The 24,444-nt window shown below is 63.3% G+C and carries 22 protein-coding genes; 12 read left to right on the forward strand and 10 right to left on the reverse strand.

The features are described from left to right. Positions 1-38 precede the first annotated feature (38 nt). The 7 genes from NDO48_RS18485 (at position 39) to NDO48_RS18515 (ending at position 9,694) form a co-directional block, all read left to right on the forward strand. Positions 39-2,288, forward strand: coding sequence for a glycosyltransferase family 2 protein (locus NDO48_RS18485; RefSeq protein WP_018426710.1), 2,250 nt, complete (start codon positions 39-41; stop codon positions 2,286-2,288). Beyond that, the gene (locus NDO48_RS18490; RefSeq protein WP_018426709.1) at positions 2,285-3,124 is read left to right on the forward strand and encodes a class I SAM-dependent methyltransferase; all 840 of its coding nucleotides are present in this window, start codon (positions 2,285-2,287) and stop codon (positions 3,122-3,124) included. The genes NDO48_RS18485 and NDO48_RS18490 overlap by 4 nt, the downstream gene beginning before the upstream one ends. A 2-nt stretch (positions 3,125-3,126) precedes the next feature. Then, positions 3,127-4,383 carry a glycosyltransferase family 4 protein gene (locus NDO48_RS18495; protein ID WP_267322018.1) on the forward strand — a complete coding sequence of 419 codons (1,257 nt, stop codon included), beginning with the start codon at positions 3,127-3,129 and terminating at the stop codon, positions 4,381-4,383. A gap of 11 nt (positions 4,384-4,394) precedes the next feature. Next, positions 4,395-5,129: a membrane protein gene (locus tag NDO48_RS18500; protein WP_026226936.1), complete on the forward strand. Its 735-nt coding sequence runs from the start codon at positions 4,395-4,397 to the stop codon at positions 5,127-5,129. Between the two features lie 6 nt (positions 5,130-5,135). Further along, on the forward strand, positions 5,136-7,346 hold the full coding sequence (locus tag NDO48_RS18505) for a hypothetical protein (RefSeq protein WP_416377212.1): 2,211 nt from the start codon (positions 5,136-5,138) through the stop codon (positions 7,344-7,346). Continuing rightward, positions 7,343-8,662 carry a glycosyltransferase family 4 protein gene (locus tag NDO48_RS18510; protein ID WP_018426705.1) on the forward strand — a complete coding sequence of 440 codons (1,320 nt, stop codon included), beginning with the start codon at positions 7,343-7,345 and terminating at the stop codon, positions 8,660-8,662. The genes NDO48_RS18505 and NDO48_RS18510 overlap by 4 nt, the downstream gene beginning before the upstream one ends. Before the next feature lie 144 nt (positions 8,663-8,806). Continuing rightward, positions 8,807-9,694 carry a UTP--glucose-1-phosphate uridylyltransferase gene (locus NDO48_RS18515; protein WP_267322019.1) on the forward strand — a complete coding sequence of 296 codons (888 nt, stop codon included), beginning with the start codon at positions 8,807-8,809 and terminating at the stop codon, positions 9,692-9,694. Between the two features lie 116 nt (positions 9,695-9,810). Here NDO48_RS18515 and NDO48_RS18520 read toward each other — a convergent pair whose 3' ends face one another. The 3 genes from NDO48_RS18520 to NDO48_RS18530 all read right to left on the reverse strand — a co-directional run bounded on the left by NDO48_RS18520 (position 9,811) and on the right by NDO48_RS18530 (position 12,864). Further along, the gene (locus tag NDO48_RS18520) at positions 9,811-11,211 is read right to left on the reverse strand and encodes a pyridoxal phosphate-dependent aminotransferase family protein (RefSeq protein WP_323848118.1); all 1,401 of its coding nucleotides are present in this window, start codon (positions 11,209-11,211) and stop codon (positions 9,811-9,813) included. Positions 11,212-11,264: 53 nt separating this feature from the next. After that, positions 11,265-11,828 carry an outer membrane protein gene (locus NDO48_RS18525; protein ID WP_018426702.1) on the reverse strand — a complete coding sequence of 188 codons (564 nt, stop codon included), beginning with the start codon at positions 11,826-11,828 and terminating at the stop codon, positions 11,265-11,267. Positions 11,829-12,579: 751 nt separating this feature from the next. Next, complete coding sequence (locus NDO48_RS18530; RefSeq protein ID WP_018426701.1) at positions 12,580-12,864, reverse strand: DUF2249 domain-containing protein; 285 nt, start codon at positions 12,862-12,864, stop codon at positions 12,580-12,582. A gap of 207 nt (positions 12,865-13,071) precedes the next feature. On the opposite strand from NDO48_RS18530, the gene hemN reads away from it, so the two are divergent. Continuing rightward, positions 13,072-14,424, forward strand: a complete 1,353-nt coding sequence (gene hemN / locus NDO48_RS18535) for an oxygen-independent coproporphyrinogen III oxidase (protein WP_267322020.1) — start codon at positions 13,072-13,074, stop codon at positions 14,422-14,424. Between the two features lie 74 nt (positions 14,425-14,498). On the opposite strand, the gene NDO48_RS18540 is transcribed toward hemN, so the two are convergent. The 6 genes from NDO48_RS18540 to NDO48_RS18565 all read right to left on the reverse strand — a co-directional run bounded on the left by NDO48_RS18540 (position 14,499) and on the right by NDO48_RS18565 (position 20,100). After that, positions 14,499-16,397 carry a nitric oxide reductase activation protein NorD gene (locus NDO48_RS18540; RefSeq protein WP_267322021.1) on the reverse strand — a complete coding sequence of 633 codons (1,899 nt, stop codon included), beginning with the start codon at positions 16,395-16,397 and terminating at the stop codon, positions 14,499-14,501. Between the two features lie 8 nt (positions 16,398-16,405). Then, a complete protein-coding gene (locus tag NDO48_RS18545; protein WP_026226934.1) occupies positions 16,406-17,218 on the reverse strand; it encodes a CbbQ/NirQ/NorQ/GpvN family protein in 813 nt (270 codons plus the stop codon). Between the two features lie 87 nt (positions 17,219-17,305). Then, the gene (locus tag NDO48_RS18550) at positions 17,306-18,652 is read right to left on the reverse strand and encodes a cbb3-type cytochrome c oxidase subunit I (protein ID WP_026226933.1); all 1,347 of its coding nucleotides are present in this window, start codon (positions 18,650-18,652) and stop codon (positions 17,306-17,308) included. A gap of 16 nt (positions 18,653-18,668) precedes the next feature. Beyond that, positions 18,669-19,121, reverse strand: a complete 453-nt coding sequence (locus NDO48_RS18555; RefSeq protein ID WP_018426695.1) for a c-type cytochrome — start codon at positions 19,119-19,121, stop codon at positions 18,669-18,671. Positions 19,122-19,276: 155 nt separating this feature from the next. Continuing rightward, complete coding sequence (locus NDO48_RS18560; RefSeq protein WP_018426694.1) at positions 19,277-19,549, reverse strand: cytochrome C oxidase subunit IV family protein; 273 nt, start codon at positions 19,547-19,549, stop codon at positions 19,277-19,279. A 5-nt stretch (positions 19,550-19,554) separates the two neighbouring features. Then, on the reverse strand, positions 19,555-20,100 hold the full coding sequence (locus NDO48_RS18565; RefSeq protein ID WP_018426693.1) for a cytochrome c oxidase subunit 3: 546 nt from the start codon (positions 20,098-20,100) through the stop codon (positions 19,555-19,557). Between the two features lie 113 nt (positions 20,101-20,213). Between NDO48_RS18565 and NDO48_RS18570 the strand changes: the two genes are divergently transcribed. From NDO48_RS18570 to NDO48_RS18585, 4 genes are all read left to right on the forward strand, one after another. After that, the gene (locus tag NDO48_RS18570) at positions 20,214-20,369 is read left to right on the forward strand and encodes a hypothetical protein (protein ID WP_018426692.1); all 156 of its coding nucleotides are present in this window, start codon (positions 20,214-20,216) and stop codon (positions 20,367-20,369) included. 19 nt (positions 20,370-20,388) lie between these two features. Further along, complete coding sequence (locus tag NDO48_RS18575; protein WP_018426691.1) at positions 20,389-20,826, forward strand: hemerythrin domain-containing protein; 438 nt, start codon at positions 20,389-20,391, stop codon at positions 20,824-20,826. A 195-nt stretch (positions 20,827-21,021) separates the two neighbouring features. Further along, positions 21,022-22,140 (forward strand): copper-containing nitrite reductase, encoded by a 1,119-nt coding sequence (gene nirK, locus NDO48_RS18580; protein ID WP_018426690.1) that lies wholly within the window; start codon positions 21,022-21,024, stop codon positions 22,138-22,140. Between the two features lie 89 nt (positions 22,141-22,229). Then, positions 22,230-23,105, forward strand: a complete 876-nt coding sequence (locus tag NDO48_RS18585) for an SUMF1/EgtB/PvdO family nonheme iron enzyme (protein WP_018426689.1) — start codon at positions 22,230-22,232, stop codon at positions 23,103-23,105. 73 nt (positions 23,106-23,178) lie between these two features. Here the strand turns inward: NDO48_RS18585 and NDO48_RS18590 are convergent, their stop codons facing one another. Then, positions 23,179-24,384 (reverse strand): NnrS family protein, encoded by a 1,206-nt coding sequence (locus tag NDO48_RS18590; protein WP_018426688.1) that lies wholly within the window; start codon positions 24,382-24,384, stop codon positions 23,179-23,181. Positions 24,385-24,444 lie beyond the last annotated feature (60 nt).

Here is a 24,444-nt window from a genome sequence, read left to right on the forward strand (position 1 = left end):
CACGCCGCCCCTCTCCAACAGATCCAAAGGACCAACGCGTGACGTCCGACCGTTCGAAGGTCGCCGGCGGCGGCTCCAGCCTGGCACAGGCCTTCCAGCTTTGCTCGGAGGTGGCTGTCGTGGCCTGGGACATCCCCGCGCAACTACCAGCCTTGGGCAAGTTCACCCTGGCCATGCAATCCCGACCGGTCCCGCTCGTCAGCATGACGCTTCCGCGGGCCGACGGCGGGCAGTGCGTGCTGTGGGCAGTGAAGCCGGGATACGACGCAGAAGATGTACAGATCGCCACGACGGACGGAAACGCACAGCAGGCGTTGACGCTCAAGCCGGCCGCACGGCTGCCGCTTCTCGACGTGGAGACGCTGCTGGGCAACCTTTCGCCGGAAGGCCGCGTCAAGTTCCTGAACAATCTGCTGACCGTGTGGCGCAGCGCATTCCGGCTGTCGCGCGACGAACTCTTCGGCAGTGTCGTCGAGGATGCCGTCTTCAGTCTTGTGCCGGCGCCGCGGCTTGCCAGTTCCGTCTGCCAGATCGCGCCCCGCCGCTATCTCATCGAGACCGACATGAGCCCTGACCTGGGCGACATCACCGGCATTTATGCCATCGGCGCCGGTTCGGTTCTGCGGCTGCCGCTACAATTCGTCGTCGGCAGCGGTTCGGAGCGCGGTTGGCAGTCCTGCCATTTCATTCTCGACACGCCCCAGCCTGCCCGACCGTTCCACATCATGTTCCTGGGCAAGCGGGGCATCGCGGTCCGCAACCTGCCGAACTGCAATCCGCGCCACCCCGATTTTCAAAAATGGTGGGCGGAACAGCGCGGCGGCACGGGGCTGCGCGAGTTCGTCGTGCGGCAACTGTCGACGATGGCCGGCAGCGGCACGGCAGCCGCAATCGACCTCCAGCAGCGGGCTCCGCTTCCGGCCCGGCAAGTCGCCAGGCCCCAGATGCATGCCGCCGTCGACCTCGCGCTTGCCTTGCCGGACGGCCTGCTCGCCGGCGGCTGGACCAACGATCAGACTTCAACCCTTGCCGGCATCGACTATCTCAAGGAGGACGGCACGGCCCTGCCCCTCGACGGCAACTGGTACGAGTTCGCGGCCTGGAGCCGGGAAGCAAAGACCAATACCAAGACCGCAGTGACAGGCTTTGTCGCCTGGCTTCCGTTGAACGAGCCGCTTGGCCCGCTGCTCCAGCCCCGGTTCCAGCTGCGGCTCGCGTCCGGTGCGGTCAAACCGCTCGTGCCGAAGCCGCAGCCCGTCGAACCAGGAGCGCAGCGCAACCACATCCTGCGCGCCGTGCCCCCGCAGCATGCAGTCGACGATGCGTTCCGGACCATTCTGGCCCCGGCCCTCCAAAGCGTCGAGCGCGCGTTGGGCCGGACCATCAGCGTCGACCACACCAAGGACTATGGCGAGCCACGCAAAGCGCCGCTCGTCTCGATCGTGGTGCCGCTCTACCGGGTCCTCGATTTCCTCCGTTTTCAACTGTCCGGCATGGCTACCGATCCGTGGCTGGCGGAAAACGCCGAGATCATCTTCGTTCTGGATTCCCCCGAGATCGAGGACGAGACGAAGCACATGCTGGGTGGGCTGCATATCCTGCACGACCTGCCGATGAAGCTCGTCGTGATGAACCGCAATGGCGGCTACGCCCGGGCCTGCAACGCCGGCGCTCGCTTTGCGCGTGGCACGGTTCTGGTGATGCTCAACTCCGATGTCGTGCCGCGCGACCCGGGCTGGCTCCAGTTGCTGACGCGACCGCTCCTCGAACAGCGCAAACTCGGCGCCATCGGCCCGAAGCTGATCTTCGAGGACGGCTCGCTGCAACATGCCGGGCTCTATTTCGGCCGCGACCAGCGCGGTATCTGGCTCAATCACCATTTCTACAAGGGGATGCCCGGACGCTATCCGCCGGCACAAGGCGCACGCAACGTTCCCGGCGTCACCGGAGCTTGCCTCGTAACGCTCAGGGAGACCTATGAGCGGGTCGACGGATATACCGAGGACTATGTCATCGGCGACTACGAAGACAGCGACCTCTGCCTCAAGATTCGGCGGCTGGGTTTGGAAATCGCCTACGAGCCTGCGGCCTGTCTCTATCATTTCGAGCGCCGGTCGATCAGTCGCAGCCAGGACTACATGCGCGGCGTCGCCAGCCAGTACAATTCCTGGCTGCACACCGAGCGTTGGGAAAACGACATCGCCGCGCTGATGCCTGCCTATTCCCACGGCGCCCGCGCGAATGACGCCTCCATGGACATCGAAGCGACGAAAAGGAACGCCGCATGAGCGAAGCGGTTCTCCGCCATGAGACCCGGCCTGCCCCAACGGCCCAGAGGGTTCGCGTCAGTTGGCTGACGGAGGCGGTCCTGAACAACCGCTTCCTGCCGCAGCCAGATGCAGGCAGCGTGTTCGTCGGCGACGGCGATTTCCGGGCCGTCGGGGCGGAGTTTCTTGGCCATTTCATTCGCCTGGGTGGCCTGCGGCCGGAGCATCGCGTGCTCGACATAGGCTGCGGCATTGGCCGCATGGCCGTTCCGCTGACGCAATATCTTGATGTCGGCAAGGGACGCTACAGCGGGCTCGATCCGGTCGAGGGCGGCATCGCCTGGTGCCGGCGTTTCGTCACCCCTGTCTATCCCAATTTCACCTTCCAGCGGCTCGACATCGCCCACAAGCTCTACAACCCTCAGGGCAAGATCAGCGGCGAGGCGCTGAAGCTTCCTTATCCCGAGCGGCAGTTCGATTTCGTGATCATGACATCGGTCGTCACGCACCTGCCGCCAGACGAAGTTCTCGTCTACCTGAGAGAGGTCGCCAGGATGCTCAAGCCGGGCGGACGCTTGTTCATGACCGCCTTCGTCGTCGACGAAATCGCTGCGGCAAACGCGTCCGGCAGGCGCGATCCCAGGCTCGGCTTCGTGCGCGACGGCGATGGACCCTGCTGGCACGTTCCCGAAATGCCGCCGCTTGCAGCCGTCGGGTTCGACGACGGCTTCCTGGACCAGGCGCTGGAGAAGGCCGGGCTTGTCGTCAGCCTGAAATCCCTCGGCCACTGGCGCGGTCAGGACGCCGACCACTACCAGGACCTCTATGTCGCCGAATGCCGCGGAGCCCAGCGGTAAGCATGCGCATCCTTGTAGCGGCGCACAACCATCCGGCCCTCCATCCCGGCGGCACCGAGATCTTCGCGCACGACCTTTTCCGCGCCTACCAGCGAGCCGGTCACGAGGCGCTTTTCCTCGGGGCAACGAACCAGGTTCATCGCCAGATCCGGCCCGGCACGAGCTTCCAGGGGCTCGGCGACGCGGCCGACGAAGTGCTGCTGTGGTCGGGCCATTTCGACCGCTTCTACATGAGCCAGGTCGACCTCTACGGCGTCGTTCCGGACCTGGTGGAACTGCTGTCCGACTTTCGGCCGGATGTGGTGCATATCCATCACCTGCTGCTGATCGGCGCCGAGTTTCCACACATCGTCCGCCGGACGCTGCCGGACTGCCGCATTGTCATGACGCTGCACGACTACTATCCGATCTGCCACCACGACGGCCTGATGGTCCGGACCAGCGGCAAGGAGCTCTGCCACACCGCTAGCCCGGACCGATGCCACGCCTGCTTCAAGGACATTCCGCTCGATCGGTTTGCGTTGCGGGAACGCCATCTTAAGGCGCTGCTGAGCACGGTCGACCACTTCGTCGCGCCAAGCCGCTTCCTGCGGCAGCGCTACGTCAACTGGGAGCTTGCCGAGGACGCCATAAGCGTGATCCCCAACGGCCTGCCGGTCCGACCCAAGCCAATAGCCACGCCAGATCGCGCCGGACGTCCGACGGTATTTGGATATTTCGGCAATCTCAATCCCTGGAAGGGAACGACGGTCCTGCTCGAGGCGGCCCGACTGCTGATCGAAGAAGGCCTCGAATTCGAACTGCGCGTCCATGGCGGCGTCCCGTTTCAGAGCGAAGTCTTTGTCTCGGAGGTCGACCGCCTTTTCAGCGAGACGGCACCGACTGTGCAACGGCGCGGCCCCTATCGGCGGGAGGACGTCGCCGAACTCGTTGCCGCCGTCGATTGCACGGTCGTGCCGTCGATCTGGTGGGAGAATGCGCCGCTGGTAATCCAGGAAGCCCAGGCACAAGGGCGACCGGTCATCGCCAGCAACATCGGCGGCATGGCCGAGCTGGTCGAAGACGGGGTCAACGGCCTGGGGGTTTCGCCCAACGATCCACGCGCGCTCGCTGGCGCCATGCGCCGCATCGCCGAGGTGCCTGAGCTGCGGCACAGGCTTTCGGGGAACGCACGCCAACCCGACGACATCGATACGACCGCCCGGCGCTACCTCGAGCTGATCGAGGCGATCAAGCCGGCGCGTGTCCAAGCAGCATGAGGAACAGTTGAATGCCCGTTGGTGCCGAGAAACCAAGCGCTATGGCCGAGCAGAACAACACCAAGCCGGTGAATGGCCGCGTCGACGCCATAGATCAGGGCTGCGTCTTCGGCTGGGCCTTCGATCCCGCCGAGCCGAACAAGCGGCTGGCGATCCGAGCGACGCTTGATGGCAAGACGATTGCCGAAGCGGTCGCCGACCGCGAGCGTCCCGATCTCCGGCGCAACGGCATCGGCGACGGCAAGCATGCCTTCGAAATCATGCTGCCGGAGCCGGCGGCCTCGCGAGCTTCCGACCTCGTCGTCATGGCAGTGAGCGGCACAGGCAACGAGCAGGCGCTGCGCGTCCCCCGCCCCGACGAGCAGGCCGCCGGAGCCCTGATCGCCGCACCGCTCACCAAGGTGCTCGACAGGCTGGACGTCCTGATGGCGGCACAACGGCAGTTGCAGGTCTCCCAGCGTTCCTTCCTGCGCACGCAGCAGGTCGACGACACCGGCGAGGCTGAGGCCGTCGGTCTTGCCGATATCAGCACCGCCGTCACCAGCTTGCGCACCGAAATCACGCAGCGACTGAGCGATCTCGACGTCCACCTGATGCGACTCGACGGCGTGGTGGCCCGGATGGAGAAGACCCTTGGCGGACTGCAGAAGCGATCCAACGGGGACCTGAAGCCGTTGCTGCTGCTGCTTTTCGTGCTGGTGGGTTTTGCAGCGGGCGCCGCCATGGCGCTGATGGCACGGGGCTGAGGCACGATGCTGGCCGTGGACAATGGACCTCCCCCATCTCTGACCGCCACGTCCCGGCCCGCCGGCAGGCTCCCCAGGGCCGGAAGAGTGACGGGTTGCCCGATCGGCAGCTCCGTCCTGCTCGTGATCGGCACGGGCGGCGCGATACCCGACGCGGCACTGGCCACACTCAATGACGATCCCATCGCGGTCTCACCTTGCGCTATCATCAGCTGGCGATTGGCGACGCCGTCGCCGAGCGCCACGCACGGCTTCGCGGCCCTGCTGTCCACGGGCAGCGCTGATCGCACATTCGCGACCGTACAGTTCGAGCGGGAAGGCGCACCCAGGCGCTATGTCTTCATGCCTCGAACGGTCTCGATCAACGAAGCCGCGACGCTGCTGGCCGAGCTTTGCGGCAATCAGTTGGCCGCCACCATCGACGCCCTGGCGGATTTGCTCATCGCTTTGCCATCCGACCCTAACAGACTGTCGGCGGCCGTCACCCTGATCAAGGCCGCACATGGGAGCTGCGGCTTCATCGAGTTGCTTGGCGAAGGCCAGGACGGAGAGATTTTCCTGCAAGGCTGGGCCAACGACGTCATGCCTGGCATGGGCCGGGTGGTGGTCGACGGCGACAGGCCCGCGGTCGCGGAATGCGCCCTTGCCGCCTATGCGCGGCAGGACATTCCGCAGGGTGCCTCGGCCTTCGCCGGACTTCTCGATATGGATGGGGCGATCAGTCCCGGCGGCATCCAGGGCCTCGTCTGGCGCGGCCGCCACGGCTGGCGCCATCTGGCCGTCCACGACCGCAAGCTGATTGCCGGGCCGCTGGAAACGGCCGGCCACGCCCGCGCGGCGGTGCTGCGGGCACACAGCACGCCGCAAATCCTGCTGCGCCTGCGCATGGCCGCCAACAGCTTCGACGGCACCGAGACCGTGTCGAGCCTGCCGCTTCCGGTTCGCATGGGCGTGGACGACGTTTTCCAGGTCGAGGGCGCGGGCTTTCTCGTCTCCGGCTGGCTGCTTGACCCCAACGATCATGTCCAGAGCGTCAAGTTGCGCCGCCACACCAGCGAAGCACGGCTCGACGAGGGCTGGGGCCGGCTTGAGCGCAGCGATGTGACAGACGCCTTCACAGATCATCCGGCCTTCTCCCGCGCATTTGGCGATGGCGGCCACAGGCATGGCTTCGTCGCCCATGCGCAGCTCCCCGACGGTGACCAGCCTTCGCCGCTCTACCTGGAACTGACACTGCGCGACACCCGCCGCGCCTTCATGCCGCTCGCGCCACTGCGGACGGCGGCCCGCCTCGCCGCGCTACGCCAGATACGCGCCATCGACCCGTCCGATTGGGCGCTGCCGGAGGTCATGGACCGGCACATCGTTCCCCTTCTCTGCGCCTCCGAAAGGGTGTCGCCGACGGTCAAGGCCGTCGTCGATGCCGGTCCGTTCGAGGCAGCGGCCGGTCCGCCGATCGTCATCAGCGTCGGTGAAGGCGAAGAGGATGGCGTCGCGCCCCTTCTCGCCTTGCTGGCGATCGACCCGGAAACCAAGCGCGCGCCGATTGCGCTGGTCATGACCTCGGAACGCTTCCACCGGCAAGTGGCCCGTATGGGAAAGCTCGCCTCGTTCTATGCTCTCTCTCTCAGGCTGGTGTCGGCCGGGGAGGCAGCCGATGCCTATGACCTGCTCGAAGCTGGAGCGCGGGCACTGTCGTCGGACACGATGGTCCTGCTTGCAGGGTCGTTGATCCCGAACAACAACGGCTGGTATCGCAAGCTTGTCGGCACCCAGGCAGCGCTCAAGAATAGTATCATCTCCCCTACCCTTGCCTATGAAGACTATTCTGTCCGCTGGGCGGGAACCTGGCCCGCGCGCCGCTACGAAGGCTACCCCATCAGCGCGGTGACCGGGTTCAAGCTGACGCCGGTCACGGCAGCATCGCTGGACTGCTGTGTGATGCCGCGCCAGGCTCTTCTGAAGGCCGGCGGATTTGCCGGCGGGTATCTCGGCTCGCGGGACAAGGGGTTTGATCTCGGCCTTCGCCTCGGCCGCGCCGGCTTTGCCTGCTACTGGCTGCCATCGGTGCAGATGCTTGGTTCCGACGAAGCGTCGAGCGCGGGCACATCGAAGATGGGCTCTCTCGTGCAGAGCATCGACCGCAAGATCCTCGATATCAGGGGCATGGCTGCGCCAACCGGCAACACAAATCCATCGGAAGGCCCGCGCGCATGACCGAGCAGCTTCGGGTCCTTGTCGTCTCGCATGGGCATCCGGCACTTGCGTTGGGTGGCGCCGAGATCGCGTCCCACAACCTGCACCAGGGCCTGAATTCGCTGCCCGACGTAGAGTCCGTCTATCTGGCCCGCGTCGGCCACCCACTTCCCCGACATGGTGCTTCGGCGCTCATGAGCCTTGGCCCGACCGAGGACGAGCTTCTGTTTCATGCCGACGACTACAACCATTTCTTCCTTTCGAATGGCGATACCGAGGCTCTGCAGCGCGACCTCGTGCGCTTCGTTCGCGACGCACGGCCCCATGTGGTCCACTTCCATCATGTGCTGGGCCTCGGGATGGAAGCGCTCTACGCAGTACGCGATGCCCTGCCGCGATCTGCCATCCTGGTGACGTTCCACGAATATCTGTCGATCTGCCACAACCACGGCCAGATGGTTAAACGGCCGACCGGCCAACTCTGCAAAAAAGCATCCCCTATCGCCTGCCACGGATGCTTTCCCGAAATCCCCGCCTCCAATTTCCTCAAGCGCGAGCGGTTCGTGCGCGGAATGCTCGAACTGGCCGACGCCTTCGTTTCCCCCAGCGTGTTTCTGGCCGAGCGTTACGCCGAATGGGGGATCGAGGCAGACAAGCTTTCGGTCATCGAAAATGGGATCGCCATGGGAGAAGCCGTGCCGGCGCGCGAGCTTCCGCCCCATAGCCCCTACCGGAACCGCTTCGCCTATTTCGGACAATTGACGCCGTTCAAGGGCGTCGACGTGCTGATCGACGCGGTCTCGCGGGTGCCCGAGAACATCTGGGGCGACGACGCCTGCCTGATGATCTTCGGCGGCAATCTCGAGCGCCAGCCGCCCGAGTTCCAGGAGCGCCTGAAGAAGCTTATCGACGATGCGGGTCGACGCGTTCGCTTCTACGGCGCCTACCAGAACGCCGACATGCCGCGCCTGATGCGGTCGGTGGATTGGGTCGCAATGCCGTCCACCTGGTGGGAAAACTCGCCGTTGGTCATCCAGGAAGCGCTGCACCACCGCAGGCCCCTCATCTGCTCCGACATTGGCGGCATGGCCGAAAAGGTGCGCGACGGAAAGGACGGGCTGTATTTCCGCGCCGGCAGCGCACAGGATCTCGCCGATCGCATGGCCGAGGTGTTGAGCGATCCGCAGGCCTGGGACCGCTTGCGGGCGTCGATGAGGCAGCCGACGAGCCACCTCGATTGCGCCCGCAAACATGTCGAGCTCTACCGTCAGCTGCTGCGTCGCGATCATGGCGGCGTCTCCGGCGGCCGGACCAGCCTGCTCTCGCAGGCGGGATAGGCAGCAGATGGCCCGCGCTTTCATGACCTGCCGCGAAATGCCCGATTTCCCGACAGAAGCCGGCATGGCTCGCCAGACCGTCGGCACCGGCAACCCCCAGACTATTTCCGCTCACAAAGTCGCATGAACAGGAGGGCTACCGCCATGCACCAGAAAATCCGCAAAGCCATCATTCCTGCCGCCGGTTTCGGAACGCGCATGCTTCCGGCGACCAAGAGCATTCCCAAGGAGTTGCTGACGATCGTCGACCGCCCCCTGCTCGACTACATCGTCGCAGAGGCCTTCGCCTCGGGGATCGAACATGTGGTCATCGTCACCGGGCGCATGAAGGGCGCGATCGAGGACCATTTCGACCAAGCCTTCGAACTCGACGTCAGCCTGCGCAATGCCGGCAAGCTGCCTCTGGCCGACCGGATCGCGCAGGACACACCTGCTGCCGGCACGATCTCCTTCGTGCGGCAGCAGCAGGCGCGGGGTCTCGGCCACGCCGTGTGGACCGCCCGCCACATCATCGGCGACGAGCCCTTCGCGGTGCTTTTGCCCGACATGCTCATGGTCGACGACAAGCCATGCCTGAAATCCATGGTCGATCTCTATGAACGCCATCGTGACAATTTCGTCGCGGTGGAGAGATGCGCGCCCGAGGACGCCCACAAGTTCGGCATCGTCTCGCTCAAGCCCACGGCCGACGGCCCTGTCGTGACCGGGCTCGTGGAAAAGCCGGCTCCTGGCACGGCACCCAGCAATCTCTTCATTTCAGGACGCTACATCCTGCAGCCCGAAATCTTCGCCATCATCGAGCAGCAGGCGCCGGGAGCGGGCGGTGAAATCCAGCTCACCGACGCCATGCTCACACTACTGGAAACCCGCAACATCCGGCCCTTCGAGTTCTGCGGCCACACCTTCGATTGCGGCGTTCCAGCCGGCTTTGTGACCGCCAACCTGCACATGGCGGCACAGCGCGCCGATCTTGCCCCTCATATCGGGACCGCGGTGGATGCGCTCTACCCGGCACGACGCGCGGTTGCGTGAACGTGCTGCCGGGTGCCCCACGCCAGTGAGGCAACCGGCTCGACCGGCGGTCGAATGCAGGCCGTCCGCCGTCAGGCTTCGGTCGGGGTGTCGTCGTCAGCTCCAGACCCGGCCAGTTAGCAGGTGTCGGTTTCGCGCTGTATCTGCTCCAGCTCTGTCGCCGCACTGTCCATCGCGCGGTTGAAGACAGCGACCATGGTCTCGATGTCATCGGCCGAATGGGCCGCCATGACCTGGAAGCGAAAGCGTGACTGCCCCAACGGGACGGCCGGAAACTCCACCAGATTGGCAATTCCGCCGTATAGGGAGAGGTATTTCGAGGCCAGCCGTCCCAAGCCTTCGCCGCCGACGCGTACCGGCACAATGGGAGAAGGCTCCCCCAGCACCTCGCGGCCGGAGCGTGCCATGGCTTGGCGCAGATGGATTACGTTGTCCCGGAGCTTGCGCCGCAGCTCCTTGCCTTCGTCCGACCGGATGATAGCAAGCGCTTCCATGATCGTGGCCGCCTGAACCGGCGACAGGGCATTGGAGAAGGTATGCGGGGCACTGTAATATCTCAGATATTCGGCCGCCGCCCGCGTTTTGACCGCCACGAAGCCGCCGTTGGAGGCAAAGGTCTTGGAGAAGCTGCCGATGACTATGTCTATGTCGCCGAGCATCTCCTGCGCGCCGATATGGCCAAGGCCATCCTCGCTCATGCAGCCGAAATCATGCGCGCAGTCGACCAGCAGGCTTGCCCCGTAGGCATCACAGATATTCCGAAGCGCCCTGAGATCAGGCGTTTCCGAATGCATTGAAAACAGGCTTTCTGTCGCGACCAGGATGCCGTTTTGCGTGTCCGTCGCGCGAATATTCGCCAGCTTGCGGACCAGCGCATTCTGGTCGAGATGCCGGAAGTAATGCACGTTCCCGGTGGCGGCGGATGCTCCGGCCTGGAGGCAGGAATGCGCCAGAAGATCCATCACGACATGATCGTCCGCACGGACGAAACCCTGGATGGCGCCATATCCGGCAGCCCATCCAGTCGGATAGAGCACGACCTCGCGGCCACCGACGAATTCCGAAAGGGCTTGCGACAATTGCAGTGAGTAGGCAGTGTTGCCGAGCAGGGCAGCGGAGCCTGCGCTGTGGACGCCGTAAGCGTCGATCGCGTCCCGTGCCGCTGCCTTGATCCTGGGATGGGAGGACAGGCTGAGATAGTCCTGCGACGCGAAATTGACGCCCGAGCTGGCCTCGCCAGCGTCCGTGCGGATGTCCGATCGCGGCCGGGGTGCAGATGAGGTAGATCGGGCATATGGCCACAGGCCATGCTGACGTCGGAGATCCTGCCAGCTGAAAAAGTTCTCTGCGCGCGCCATGAGGCCGCTGTTCTTCAGCGCGCGATAGTCCTTCAGGCTCCCGGAAAGTGCAGCCTTGGGTATTGGTTTCATCGGCGACGTGTCTCTCGTTCGGTACGAAGGTTTCTGGCGAAGCGTCCTGGCCGATTCCTGGAGCGACGGGCCCGCCGCTCCATCCATCTTCTTGGCCGCATTTGTGCGACGCCGGACGTTGCCGTCAGGCTGCAAAATGCTCAGAACTTGAAACTCAGCCGTGTCTTCACGAGATCGAGCTGGCCGTCGATCAGCGTTCCGTCGAACCGATTGAACTGCATGTGGTCCCAGCTCACGCCGGCGACGATGTTGTCGCTCAGCAGGTAGTCGGCGCCCAGGCCTGCCACCCAGCCCCAATCCTCCAGGCCGATGTTGGTGGTGATGTAGGTGGCGCCAGCATGGCCTGTCAGCAGCAGGCGATCAAACGCGAAGCCGGCGCGCGCCTTTGTCGCGAAGGCGCCTTCGACGTCGATGGGGAAGCCTTCGAAATTGATGTCGAGCCGCGTATATTCGGCTTCGCCTCCGAGGACGAAGGCGCCGAATTGGTGGAGATAGCCGACTTGGGCGCCAAACACGACGCCGTCTCCGGACGAGCGGAGCGGCGGCGTAAACTGACGGTCGACATCGCGAAGCCAGCCATAGCCGGCCGAGATACCGACATAGGCTCCGTTCCAGTCAACGGCCGGCTGCCCGACCAGGTCGGCCGCTTCGCCCACGTTGGCTGAAAGCATCAAGGTGAAAATACCGAATATCTGCGCTCTCATAGTGACCCTAATCGAATCTCATACAAATGAGAACGCAGTAGATGGCTTTCCGCACTGCATTCAAGCTGCATCGGAAAGGATAATTAATTTTTCTTTAAGTATTTTTCTAGCAAAGTATCCGCAAATACAAACAATCAAAAAATTTAATATTATAAAGATATCAAATAATACTAGCCGACTACTAAAAATTATTCAAAACTAAATCCGACATGTATAATGACATATATCACATCCCGACATGCTGGCAACGGAATAAGGCCGGATTTTCGCGCCGATGGAGACTTGTTCACGGGTTTCCGCCTTCATTGGGAGCTCCGGTATCGTCGCTGTCATGCAGCAAGACGCACAGGGCATCCAAGCGTCGCCCATTTCCGACCGTCGGCCAGGCGCCCAGCAACTCACCCATTCTCGTCTCTGAAACGAGCTCTGGAGACAACCGGCAGAGAGCCTGTTAGGCCACTGGAATGATGCGACTGGCTAGGCTGATTGCGCCCTTCCGGTTGGCCACTCGCGAGTGCCGCGGGACGTCGGCGCCCTCGCAGCCGCACTTCCAGTGTCACCACAGAGCTGTGACATGGTTCACGTGGCAAAGATCTATCGTGACCTGCTCGACGGACACGAAGCGCCCCTGGCGCCCGCGTCCTGCTGTCCTGTCTCGAACTGCTCGGCAAGATAGCGGATGGCTTTGTCCATGGCAGCCCCCCGCGGCCGGCCGGTCGCCTTGCTGTGGAGGCGACCGGCAATGCTCTCGTCAGCGGCCGCTGCCGCAGCAGCAATCGCAGCCGGAACCGTCCTTGCGGCCGATCTCTACACGCCAGACCTCTGGCCCCTGTTCCAGATACTCCCAAGTCAGTTGTTCCGGAAACGCCATTTCGAGCTGGTAGTGCAGAGGTCGCGGGTCGTGGTCGCTGGCAAGCTCGAACATCGCGCCGGGGGCCAGTGCGTCGACGATAGCGAAAATCCTGGGGTGGCGCTCCATCCGGGGAATGGTCCTGACATCGACGACAGGGATGGTTCCGGTTTCGGCAGTTGCCATGTCGTTGTTCCTTCGGGCCGCGACAGAAAAAACGGGGCGAGCGGCCATCCTCCCCAAGCATCTGACCCTAATGCGGGGCCAGGGACGCCAATTTGCCGAAGCGCAAACAATTCCCGAACACCACATCGGATTGGGATTTCGCAAAGAGGGTGGGCAGAGCCGCAGCTAGAACCATCGCAGACAATGGCGACAGAACTGGAAAATCCGATGTCCGAATCCATACTGGAGAAATATGGCGAGGCGCGCCTGCCCCGCTACACGAGCTATCCAACGGCGCCGCGTTTTTCGCCGGCAATCGCGTCCGGCTCGTATGGTGACTGGCTCGAGCAGTTGCCGGCAAATGACCCGGTATCGCTCTACCTGCACATTCCGTTCTGCCGATCGATGTGCTGGTATTGCGGCTGCCATACGACGATCACCAGGCAGGATCGCCCGATCCTCGACTACCTCACCGTGCTGCGCGACGAGATTCGAATTGTGGCCAGGCGCATTCCCCATCATCTGCCTGCCGGCGAGGTGCATTTTGGCGGCGGCACGCCGACTATCATCTCGCCGGTGGAATTCCTGTCGCTTATGGACCTGCTGCGCGACTGCTACGGTTTTTCGGACCGCACCCGCGTTGCCATTGAGATCGACCCGCGCCGCCTTTCACCCGAAATGGCCCGAACTCTGGGAGAAGCGGGCGTCACCCGTGCCAGCCTCGGGGTCCAGAGTTTCGATCCGGTAGTGCAGAAAGCAATCAATCGCATCCAGACGCAGAGGCAGACGGCTGATGCGACCGACAACCTGCGCCGATCAGGCGTCGGCAGCATCAATTTCGACCTGATCTATGGTCTGCCGCACCAGACCGTGCAGTCCTGCATCGACACGGCCAAGGCAGCCATCGCTATGCTCCCCGACCGCTTTGCGGTGTTCGGCTATGCCCACATACCCTCATTCAAGAAGCACCAACGCATGATAGACGAGGCCGCCTTGCCCGACAGTGCTGCCCGCAACGCACAGGCTGAGGCGATCGCCGCGACGCTGGCCGCCGCCGGCTACCGGCAGATAGGCCTGGACCATTTCGCCTTGCCCGACGACGACCTCGTCAAGGTGCAGGGAGCCGGAAGGCTCCGTCGCAACTTCCAGGGCTATACGACCGACAACTGCGAAACGCTGATCGGCTTCGGTGCGTCCGCGATCGGCCGCATGAAGGACGGCTACGTGCAGAACGAGGTGGCACCTGGCCTCTATGCCCAACACATCGTTTCAGGACAGCTGGCTACCGCAAAGGGATATCGCTTGACCGGCGAAGACGCGTTGCGGGCCGAGATCATTGAGCGACTGATGTGCGATTTCAGGGCCAATGTCGGTGCGATCTGCCGTACGCATGGCGTCGACCCTTCGGAGTTGCTTGCCGGCAATGGCAGGCTGAAGGAGCTGGCCGAGGACCGGGTGGCGACGATTGCCGATGGAGTGGTGCATGTCAGCCTCGAGCACCGCTTCGTCGTCCGTGCGGTTGCCGCGGCCTTCGACGCCTATTTCGATCAGTCAATGCGCACGCACAGCAAGGCAGCCTGACTGTCCTGCATGTTCGGAAGCAAAAAGGCCCGGCGTGGGAGCGCCGGGCCTTTCGCCACCGCAGCCTTGTTCCCCTATCCTGCAAGGCTGCGGTAGATAGAAGGAAGAGCCGCAGGCAGCTTCGCGATGTTGCCGACCACCGCAAATCCATTGTGGCCGAACAACGTCGGTATGTAGGATTTCGCTTCCCGGTCGACCGTCACGCCAAAGACCCTGAGGCCGCTCTGCCTTGCCTCCATCACCGCGCGGCGGCTGTCTTCCAGTGCAAAGCGACCCTCATAGTGGTCGAGATCGTTGGGCTTGCCGTCGGTCAGCACCAGAAGCAGCTTCTTGCGGTTCGGCTGCCGGGCCAGCTCGGCGCTGGCATGTCGGACGGCGGCCCCGATCCGAGTGTAGTAGCCCGGCTTCAGCGCGGCGATGCGAGCTTCGACCGCAGCACCCATAGGTTCGTCGAAGGCCTTGACTGTCTCCACGCGGACCCAGTCACGCCGTCGCGACGTGAAGGTAAGGATAGAATGGTTGTCGCCGCAGACAGCGAGCCCATTGGCCAGGATCAGGAGTGCCTCTTTCTCGACGTCGAGGACCCGACGATCGTCGAACCAGGCATCCGTCGAGAGCGACACGTCGACCAGGATTGTGACGGCGAGATCATGCGCCTGCGGCCGACTCATCAAGTGGATGCAGTCGCTGCCCTGGCCACCGGCGGCCAGATCGCAACGACTGCGTACGACAGCATCGAGATCAAGGTCGGCGCCATCGAATTGAGCGCGCAGCATCTCACGTCGCGGTCGCAGCACCTCGAACTGACGGCGTACCTTGCGGATGATGCGCCGAATCTCGAGGTCAGGTTCCTCGACCGTTCCAGTTTCCGCTGCAGGCGCGGCCAGCACCCGACAATGGCCGGTCAGATAGGTGCCGGTCCGGAAATCCCATTCGGGATAGGTCAGTTCCGCCGTTAGCGGCGTCCGATCAAGCGCTTCCGGCGGCAGGTCGAGGTCGAAGCGGAATCGTGATGCCGGGCGTCCCTTGCGCTCGCCGAGCGTCATATTGTCGAGGTCCTCGGCCGCCTTGGCATCATCGTCACTGTCATCAGAGGGACGATCGACATTGACCATCTCGGCCATCGCCAGGATCTTCTCGAAGCGGTTGAGGATGAACGGACTGCGGTCGTCCTTGCGATCCTCCTGATTCTCGCGCACCGCAACCTGGCGCTCGATCTCGGCGCCGCCGGCATCTCGGCCTCCAGTAGCCGGTTCGTCCTCGTCGCGGCGGGAGGCGGTCTCGGGCCGCAACAGCGCGTCTGGCCACAAGGGTGTGGGCAGCATCGGCAGGTACCCCGCCGGAGCGCGGGGCGGAAAGATCGCCGCCAGGGTGTCGTCGGGCAAGCCTGCGTGCCGCCGGAGCAAGCTGGTTACCCTCCGCTCGACATGCGCCTCGACCGATGGCAATGGGCCGCGATGACGCGCGGCGAGCGTCGCCTCGGCCAGTCGTCGATAGCGGCGGCCCAACCCCGGAAAGACTTGCATCACGCTTGCAACCGTCGCCTCGGCCCGTCGCAAGACCGCAAGGTCGCGCAGCAGCGGGTCCACATCCAGGACCGGATCGAGCGGCATGAGCGCCATGTAGGCGGAAAGCCAGACATAAAGATCGCGGTTGAGCTGACGATCTGGAAACAGGTCGATCACCGCAGGCAACATCAGCGACCATCCGTCACGAGCCGGCTGGGCGAGCTTCTCTTCGCCAAGCCCCATGCGCTGGCGCCAGCCGAGGCGATGGCCCGATGTCTTGCCGCGTAGAGTTGCGATCTGGATGGCCCCTTCGCCGCCAAAGCCCCGAAAACAGACGGCCAGCATCGGCTGAATGGCGGCCAGATGCACCGCATGCTCAGGACAACGCGGCCAAGTCTGGACATGGCCGATCAGGCGATGCCAGGCGCGGCCGACTGTCTCTTCCAGCTCGAGAAGATCAAGCATGGCCGGTCTCAACGGATCAGGGAATCGGCAAGCTCGACCAACGCCGCCTTGACGTCGGGCTCGTCGGTCAGCGGTTCGATCAAGGCTGCGAGCACGGCTTCCCTGGCGGGCAGCCCGGCGTCGATCAGGGTGGCGCAATAGACGAGCAAGCGGGTGGACGCGCCCTCCTCCAGATCGTGCCCCTTGAGCGCACGGATGCGCCGGGCGAGTTCGACCAGCGGAGCGACCTGGTCTTCGGCCAGTCCGCTTTCCGTCGACACCACGGCGATTTCTTTCGCCCTGGGCAGGAAGTCGAATTCGATGGCGACAAAACGCTGGCGGGTGCTTGGCTTCAGGCTTTTCAATAGGTTCTGGTAGCCGGGATTGTAGGAAACGACGAGCATGAAGCTTGCCGGCGCCGCCAGCTGTTCGCCGGTGCGCTCGAGCGGCAAGATGCGACGATCGTCGGTCAGCGGGTGCACCACCACTGCAACGTCCTTTCGCGCCTCGACGATCTCATCGAGGTAGCAGATGCCACCTGCACGCACTGCGCGTGTCAGCGGCCCATCGACCCACACGGTGTCGCCGCCCGTCAGGAGATAGCGTCCGGTAAGGTCAGCGGCGGCGAGATCGTCATGGCATGAGACGGTAGAGAGCGGCAGGCCGAGCTTTGCCGCCATGTGGCTGACGAAGCGGGTCTTGCCACATCCGGTCGGGCCTTTGAGCAGCAGCGGCAGTCGCCGCGCCCAGGCGAGCTCGAACAGGGCGCACTCGTTGCCGGAGGGATTGTAATGGGCCGGGCTGTCGGCAACGGGACGGACGTTCGGCAATCTAGTCGTCATAGGGGCGATGGTCATCGGGGGAACTCCGTGGGGAAACGGCTTCAGGTGCGGAGCCGACCCCGGACGAGCCGGGGCCGGAAAACAGGGTCATTCGGCGGGCTGGAGAATGCGGGCCGACTTTGAGCGGTGTTCGTGGCCGGGAACGAGAACCGCCCACATGAACATCAGTGCCGAAATGACGACCACGACACCGGAACCGAGGCGTACCCAGTAGAACAGGGCTAGCTGGTCCTGCACGTCCATGTAGCTCTCGCCCAGCACGCGCTGGAGGTGCACCTGGACAACGCCTGCGAAGGTGAGCGCGAAGGTCATCACCGACATCGCCGTCACCATCATCCAGAAGCTCAAGATCGAGAGCCACTGGTTGTAAGGCGCTCGCCCCTTAATCTCGGGGATGGCATAGGCCATCATCGCCAGATTGAGCATCACATAGGCGCCGAAAAATGCGAGGTGTCCGTGCGCCGCCGTCACCTGCGTGCCATGGGTGTAGTAGTTCACCGACGACAGCGTATGCAGAAAGCCCCAGACGCCGGCGCCAAAAAACGCCATGACGGAGCAGCCGATCGACCACAGCAGTGCTGCCTTGTTGGGATGGTTGCGGCCGGCCTTCCAGGTCATGTGGAAAGTAAACAGCACCATCGAGAAGAACGGCGCCACTTCGAGTGTTGAAAACAGCGAGCCGATCCATTGCCAGTAGCCAGGCGCGCCAATCCAATAATAGTGATGGCCGGTGCCGAGGATACCCGAGAACAAGGCGAGGCCGACGATAACGTAGAGCCACTTCTCCACCACCTCGCGGTCGACGCCGTTGAGCTTGATCATCAGGAAGGCGAGCACCGACGCCATGATCAGCTCCCACACACCCTCGACCCAGAGATGGATGACGTACCACCAGTACATCTTGTCGAGCGCGAGGTTTGACGGGTTGTAGAACGAGAACAGGAAGAAGATCGCCAACGCCCAAAGCCCGAACAGAAGGATGTTGGTGACGGCGGTCTTGCGCCCCTTCAGCGCCGTCATGGTGATGTTGAACAGGAACATCAGCACGACAACGACGATGCCCACCTTGATGATGAAGGGCTGTTCGAGGAATTCGCGGCCCTCGTGAATGCGAAACAGGTAACCGACCACGGCGATGCCGGCCGCTATGAAGAACATCCAGAACTGGAGGATCGCCAGCTTCGGGCTGTAGAGTTCGGTCTCGGTCTCTTCGGGCAGCAGGTAGTAGGTTGCGCCCATGAAGCCCATCAAGAGCCAGACCACCAGCGCGTTGGTGTGGATCATGCGGATGATGTTGAAAGGCAGAAGCTCGGACAGGGTGTTGGGCAGCACGTAGATCGTGCCCGCGAGCACGCCGAAGGCGACCTGTGCCAGGAACAGGACTAGCGCGCCGTAGAAATAGGTCATTGCGATCTTTTGCGTTTGGTACTTCATGTCTCTCTCCTCGCGCTCAGCCGGCCTGGTTCGGTGGCCAGTTCTGGGTCTTGATGCGGCTCGTCCACTCGAGGAAGTCGGCGAGGTCGTTCAGTTCCTGGTCGGTGAGGTTGAACTGCGGCATCTGCCGCCGGCCCTCGATCCCCGAGGGCTGCGCGGCCATCCACGCCTTGAACGTTTCGCGGGCACCGGCGGGATCGGTGTCTCCGCCATAACGTTTCCAGACATTGCCGAGCTCGGGCGCGAAATAGGCCCCCTCGCCCAGGATGGTGTGGCAGTTGATGCAGGAATTGCGCTCCCAGACATGCTTGCCGCGCGCTACCGAGTCCGTCAGCGTCTTCTCGTCGGTCGAGGTGGTGCGCATGTAGAAGTGGCTGTGGGCGGTAAGCCCCACAAAGATTGCGAAGAAGAAGATCGAGCCGCCGTAAAAGACGTTTCGAGCCCCCGTTTTTGTGAGGCGTTCTGCCATCACGCGTTCCTTTCCCAGTCAGATTCCCGCAGATGCGGGATGGTCCGAACGATTCATCCCCGACGGGCAGGCCGCCGCTCTCCGGATCAGTTCCGGGCCGGAACCTTCTATGAATTCGGGGGGAACGGTCTTTGCGATTTGGCAAACAAAGCAGCTCAGCCGACAGCGAGCTGGATGATTGCGACCTTTGCCACTGCAAGCACGGCAAGGATCGCGCACCACCCGACAAGGGCGCGACCGACAGTCTTACTGCGGCGAAGCCCCATGAAATCGAGGACGACGAGGCGGGCCTTGAGCATCGCCAGTGACAATACGAAGCCAAGGCCGACAAGGCTGCCGGCGAAACCCACTGCCAGCGCGCTCGCGGACGTCAGACCAAGAAGCACGAGCCAGACCCGCAACAGGTGCTTTTCGGTGCCGCTACCCATGCCGGTCACGCCAGGTAGACGATTGGGAACATGACGATCCAGATCAGGTCGAAGACGTGCCAGAGCGTGGTGATGAGGATTATGTTCGACTGCTCCATCTTCCATCTGACGAGCAACAGCACCGCGGAGCCGAAGAGGACATGCAGCAGGTGGAAGCCGGTCAGAAGGAAATAGAGTTCGAAGAAGGCGCCATAGGCTTCACCTCCGACATGGGCGATCTCGCCGCTATATTCGAACAGCTTGATTGCAACGAAACCGAGGCCCAGCAAGGCAGCGCGCACCAGCGACCTTTGCCTTCGCGCCCGTGGCATACCTGGACGGGCAGCGCGGGCGGCCTGCCAGCCGCTGGTGAGCAGCACCGCGGTATTCAGGGCAGCAAGCGGCGTATTCAGATGCAATCGTGCCGCGGCAAACGCCTCCGCCTGGAAGATACCGGCGACCATGAAGGCCGCGAGCAGGATGCCGAACGCGGCAAGTTCGCTCCAAACCAGTATCCAAAGCAGGAAATCGCCCGCGTCAGGAGCCTCTTCTTCCTTGGTGGCCACTGTCATATCCATGCCGCTTCATAGGCGGGCGGCGGCAGCGTTTCTTTGCGTTTGCGCAAGGTGGCAGGGGCGAAAAGCTGCAAGATCGGTTCATCAGCATCAATCCCGTGGAGCCGGCGATGAGCAGCGCACAGTTCGGACTTTCCGTCGCCACACCGATCATCATCGGTTTCGCGCTGCTGCTCTATCGTATGGGCGTCCTGCAGCGCACGGGTGCAGCTTCCGCCGTTCTCGCATCGGTCGCGATTGCCGCGATCCTATTCCTCAATCAGTAGCCTGCTCCAGACAGCCCCGATGAACCGCCCGACAGCATCCAACCGCTTAGCCTCCCTTGAGCTGCTGTACGGCCGGACGCTTCGCATCTGCGACGAACTCGAGGAAGTCGCCGACACCCTGCCCAATCCCGACCGCCGTCTTTGCCGGCGGCTGGCGGTCGATCTCGTAGAGAGCGTTTCAGTCGTGACCCGGCGCGAAGAGCAGTATCTGTTTCCCCTCCTCGTCACCCCGGACGAAACGGCCATTGTTACGAGGCTGCGCGAGGAGCATGCGCAAGACCGCTCGACCGCAACGGCTATCGCACGCGCCCTCATCAATCTTGCTCGCGGCCGCGCCGTCGGTTCCCACGAGGCGATCGGCTACATGTTGCGTGCCTATTTCCTCGGCGTCCGTCGCCACGTTGCCTTCGAACTGACGCTGCTTGCCTCAGTCAAGGCCACCGCCGGCCGGAACTGACTGACCCTCCACGCCCTGGTTCCGGATCTCCGAAGACTGAGACCGTCGCTGTCATCTGCGGCAAGTTGCAGTCAAACACTTGCTAAATTGTCGCACTGCAACATCTGTTTGCGCTGCAACAAAGAAGGATTGCCGACAAGCGCCTAATCTCCTGACCGTAACAACAGGCAACATCACGCAGAAGGAGATCTAGATATGTTGACGCGACGCGAAGCACTCTTGGGTACGGCCACAGGTGCGGCAGCGGCCGCGCTTCTCGGTTCGGTCCTGGCGACCCCGGCTCTGGCGCAGGCCAAGGTGGCCGATGTCGCCGGCTTGCCGAGGATCAAGGTCGACCTCGTCGCCCCGCCGTTTGCCCATGCTCATGACCAGGTCGCCAAGGGCGGACCCAAGGTCATCGAATACCGCATGACCATCAAGGAGCAGCCCATGGTCATCGACGGCGAAGGCACCACGCTGAGGGCAATGACCTATGAAGGTTCCATGCCCGGGCCGCTCATGATCGTGCATGAGGGCGATTATGTCGAACTCACGCTGGTCAATCCCGAAACAAACGAGATGCCGCATAACATCGATTTCCATGCAGCCACCGGCGCGCTGGGCGGTGGTGCCCTCACCCACGTCAACCCGGGAGAGCAAGCGGTTCTGCGCTGGAAAGCGACCCGCACCGGCACCTTCGTCTACCACTGCGCGCCGACCGGCATGATTCCCTGGCACGTCGTCTCCGGTATGAGCGGCGCGGTCATGGTCCTGCCGCGCGACGGACTGAAGGACGAGAATGGCAAGGCGCTTAAGTATGACCGCATCTTCTACATCGGCGAGCACGACCTCTACGTCCCGCGCGACGAGAACGGCAAATACAAGAAATACGACAGCCTCGGCGACAGCTATGACGAGACGCTGAAAGTGATGCGGGGCCTGATCCCGACCCACGTCGTCTTCAACGGCAAGGTCGGTTCGCTGACCGGCGACCACGCCCTCAAGGCAAAGGTTGGCGAGACAGTGCTGTTCATCCACGCCCAGGCCAACCGGGACAGCCGTCCTCATCTGATCGGCGGCCACGGCGACCATGTGTGGGAAGAAGGCAAGTTCGCCAACGCGCCGGCCAAGAACCTCGAAACCTGGTTCATTCGCGGCGGATCTGCGGGTGCGGCGCTCTACACCTTCCTGCAGCCAGGGGTCTACGCCTACGTCAACCACAACCTGATCGAGGCTGCCGAACTCGGCGCAACGGCTCATGTGGTCGTCGACGGCGAATGGGATGACGACCTGATGAAACAGGTTGCAGCACCCGGCCCGATCCCGACCAACTGACCGGCGGTAAACCTTCACTGTCCAATTCGGCCCGCCGGCACGCACGCCTGCGGGCCGTTTTTTTTCAAGGGGCTAACAGGAGCCCAACAATGAAACCACGAAATCTGCTTCTGGCTTCGGCCGCGATCCTTCCAGCACTTGCACTGTCGGTCTATTTGCCTCTGCACGTGCCTGCCCGGCCGTCGGCCTTGCCTGACATGGCCTCTCCCCAGACGGTAGTCGTTGCCCCGGGGCAGTTGACCTACAGGCTGCCGGGCGAATTCCAGAACGCCGACCTGCCCGTCGATGCGCCTGAGAAGCGGGTCCGCTTCCGCCGCTCGTTCGACATCATGACCTATCAGGTGAGCGCCGCCGACTATGCTCGATGTGTTGCCGATGGTGCTTGCGAGGCAGCCGATGGCGCCGTCGAACGAGCTGGCGACCTGCCAGCCACCGGCGTCAGCTTCCGCGACGCGAACGCCTATGCGCAATGGCTGTCCGATAAGACCGGCGCGACATGGCGCCTGCCAACCGATGAGGAATGGGCTTTCGCCGCGGCCGAACGCTTCAGCGACCGGGGACCGGATCTGGCCGGCGGCGACACCATCGCACGCTGGCTGGCGCGCTATCGAAGCGAGTCCGAAGCGGCGAAAGGGCGCGACCCCGAACCCAAGCCGCAAGGGCATTTCGGCGTCAACTCCAACGGTCTCCGTGACGTCGGCGGCAATGTCTGGGAATGGACGACGACGTGCTACCGCAGGGTCGCCCTCGGCAACAATGGGCGCATCGACACCAGCACCGACAATTGCGGCGTGCGCGTCGTCGGGGGCAAACATCGCGGCTACATGTCGTTCTTCATTCGCGATGGCAAGAGCGGCGGCTGCGCGGCAGGTCTTCCACCCGATAATCTCGGTATCCGGCTGGTGCGGGAGCGCCCGTCGATGCTCTCTTCCTTCAAGGCGCTCTGGCGTGGCGCCGCAGGCTAGCAGATGCCGACAATGAGGCCCGGATTTCCCATGGAGATCCGGGCCTTTGTATTTCCGGCAGTTCGGGACGTCCTTACGACGACGCGGGATTGGGATGTCGTGCCCGCAAGCGCGGACGCAGCAGAATGCCGCCGTAAACTGCGGCATAACCGAGGAAAGCGAGTGTCCAGGCGGCGGCCGACAAATGCAGCAGCGATGTCATGGCGGGCAGGAAGGCATAGCCAATTCTGAGGATTGCCGACGCGATCACGGCAACGAAGACCATGCAGGTGGCATTGCCGGCATGCAATTCGCGCCCCGTATGCCCCAGTGTTGCCCGGGCCATCACCGCCAAGGTCATCGTGCCGATGGCCCCTGTTCCGAAAGCGTGCAGGCCTGCGGCCGGAGCCACGACATCGGGCAATGCGACTGCAAGCCCGGCCAACGCGAACCCGACCGGCACGAAGGCATAGGCAACATGCAGGACAAACACCAGCGGATCGCGCAAGGTGCGGTCACCGGCCCAGCGAGCGAGCCGTACCACGTTCAGCCCTGCTGCGACTGCCAGGACTGCACCGCTTGCCGCATGATCCGGGAAACAGGTCCAGGCCAAAAGGGCGACCGCCGAGCCTACGATCGTAACGGCATCGAAGCTGTTGAACGGCACCGGCAAGCGCCCTTGCCCGTGGCGCGCCAGCCAGTTGCGGGTGAAGCTCGGGATGATGCGGCCCCCGATAATCATGATCAGCACCACGGTGGCGCCGATCCCCAGCCGGCGAGCGATATCGGCCTCGCCGTTGAAGTGCACTTCGAGGTGGTAGACGACATTGGCTGCAAACATGACGCTGACCGGTGCGAGCACTTTGAGGTTGCGCCAGTTGCGGCCGGCGATGATCTCGACTGCGGCTGCGACGGCTACCGCCAGCAGGAAGGAGCTGTCGATCATTGCGGCCGCGAGCCAACCAATGCCGACCGAGAAGAACACCGCCAAGCGGCCGGCCAGCCAGATAGCCACCAGCGCCGCGAGCGCCCCCCCCTGCACCGGCAGCCGGCCGGTCCAGTTGGGAATGGCCGTGAGCAGGAAGCCGGTTACAATGGCCGCGACATAGCCAAAGATCATCTCGTGGATGTGCCAGTCAACCGGCGCAAATGTGCTCGCCGTCGCTAGACGCCCGTAAATCATCGGCAGCCATGCCAGTATGGCCAGTCCTGCAAAGAGCGAGCCAAGCAGGAAGAACGGGCGGAACCCGTAAGACAGAACGGCGGGATAGTTGCCTGGCCGGACACGGGGAATGGCCATTGTGCACTCCTTTCCAAGAAAGCAAAAAAGGCCGGGCAGAACCTGTCTACCCGGCCTTGT

The organism is Aminobacter sp. MET-1, assembly GCF_026521175.1.
Lineage (GTDB): Bacteria > Pseudomonadota > Alphaproteobacteria > Rhizobiales > Rhizobiaceae > Aminobacter.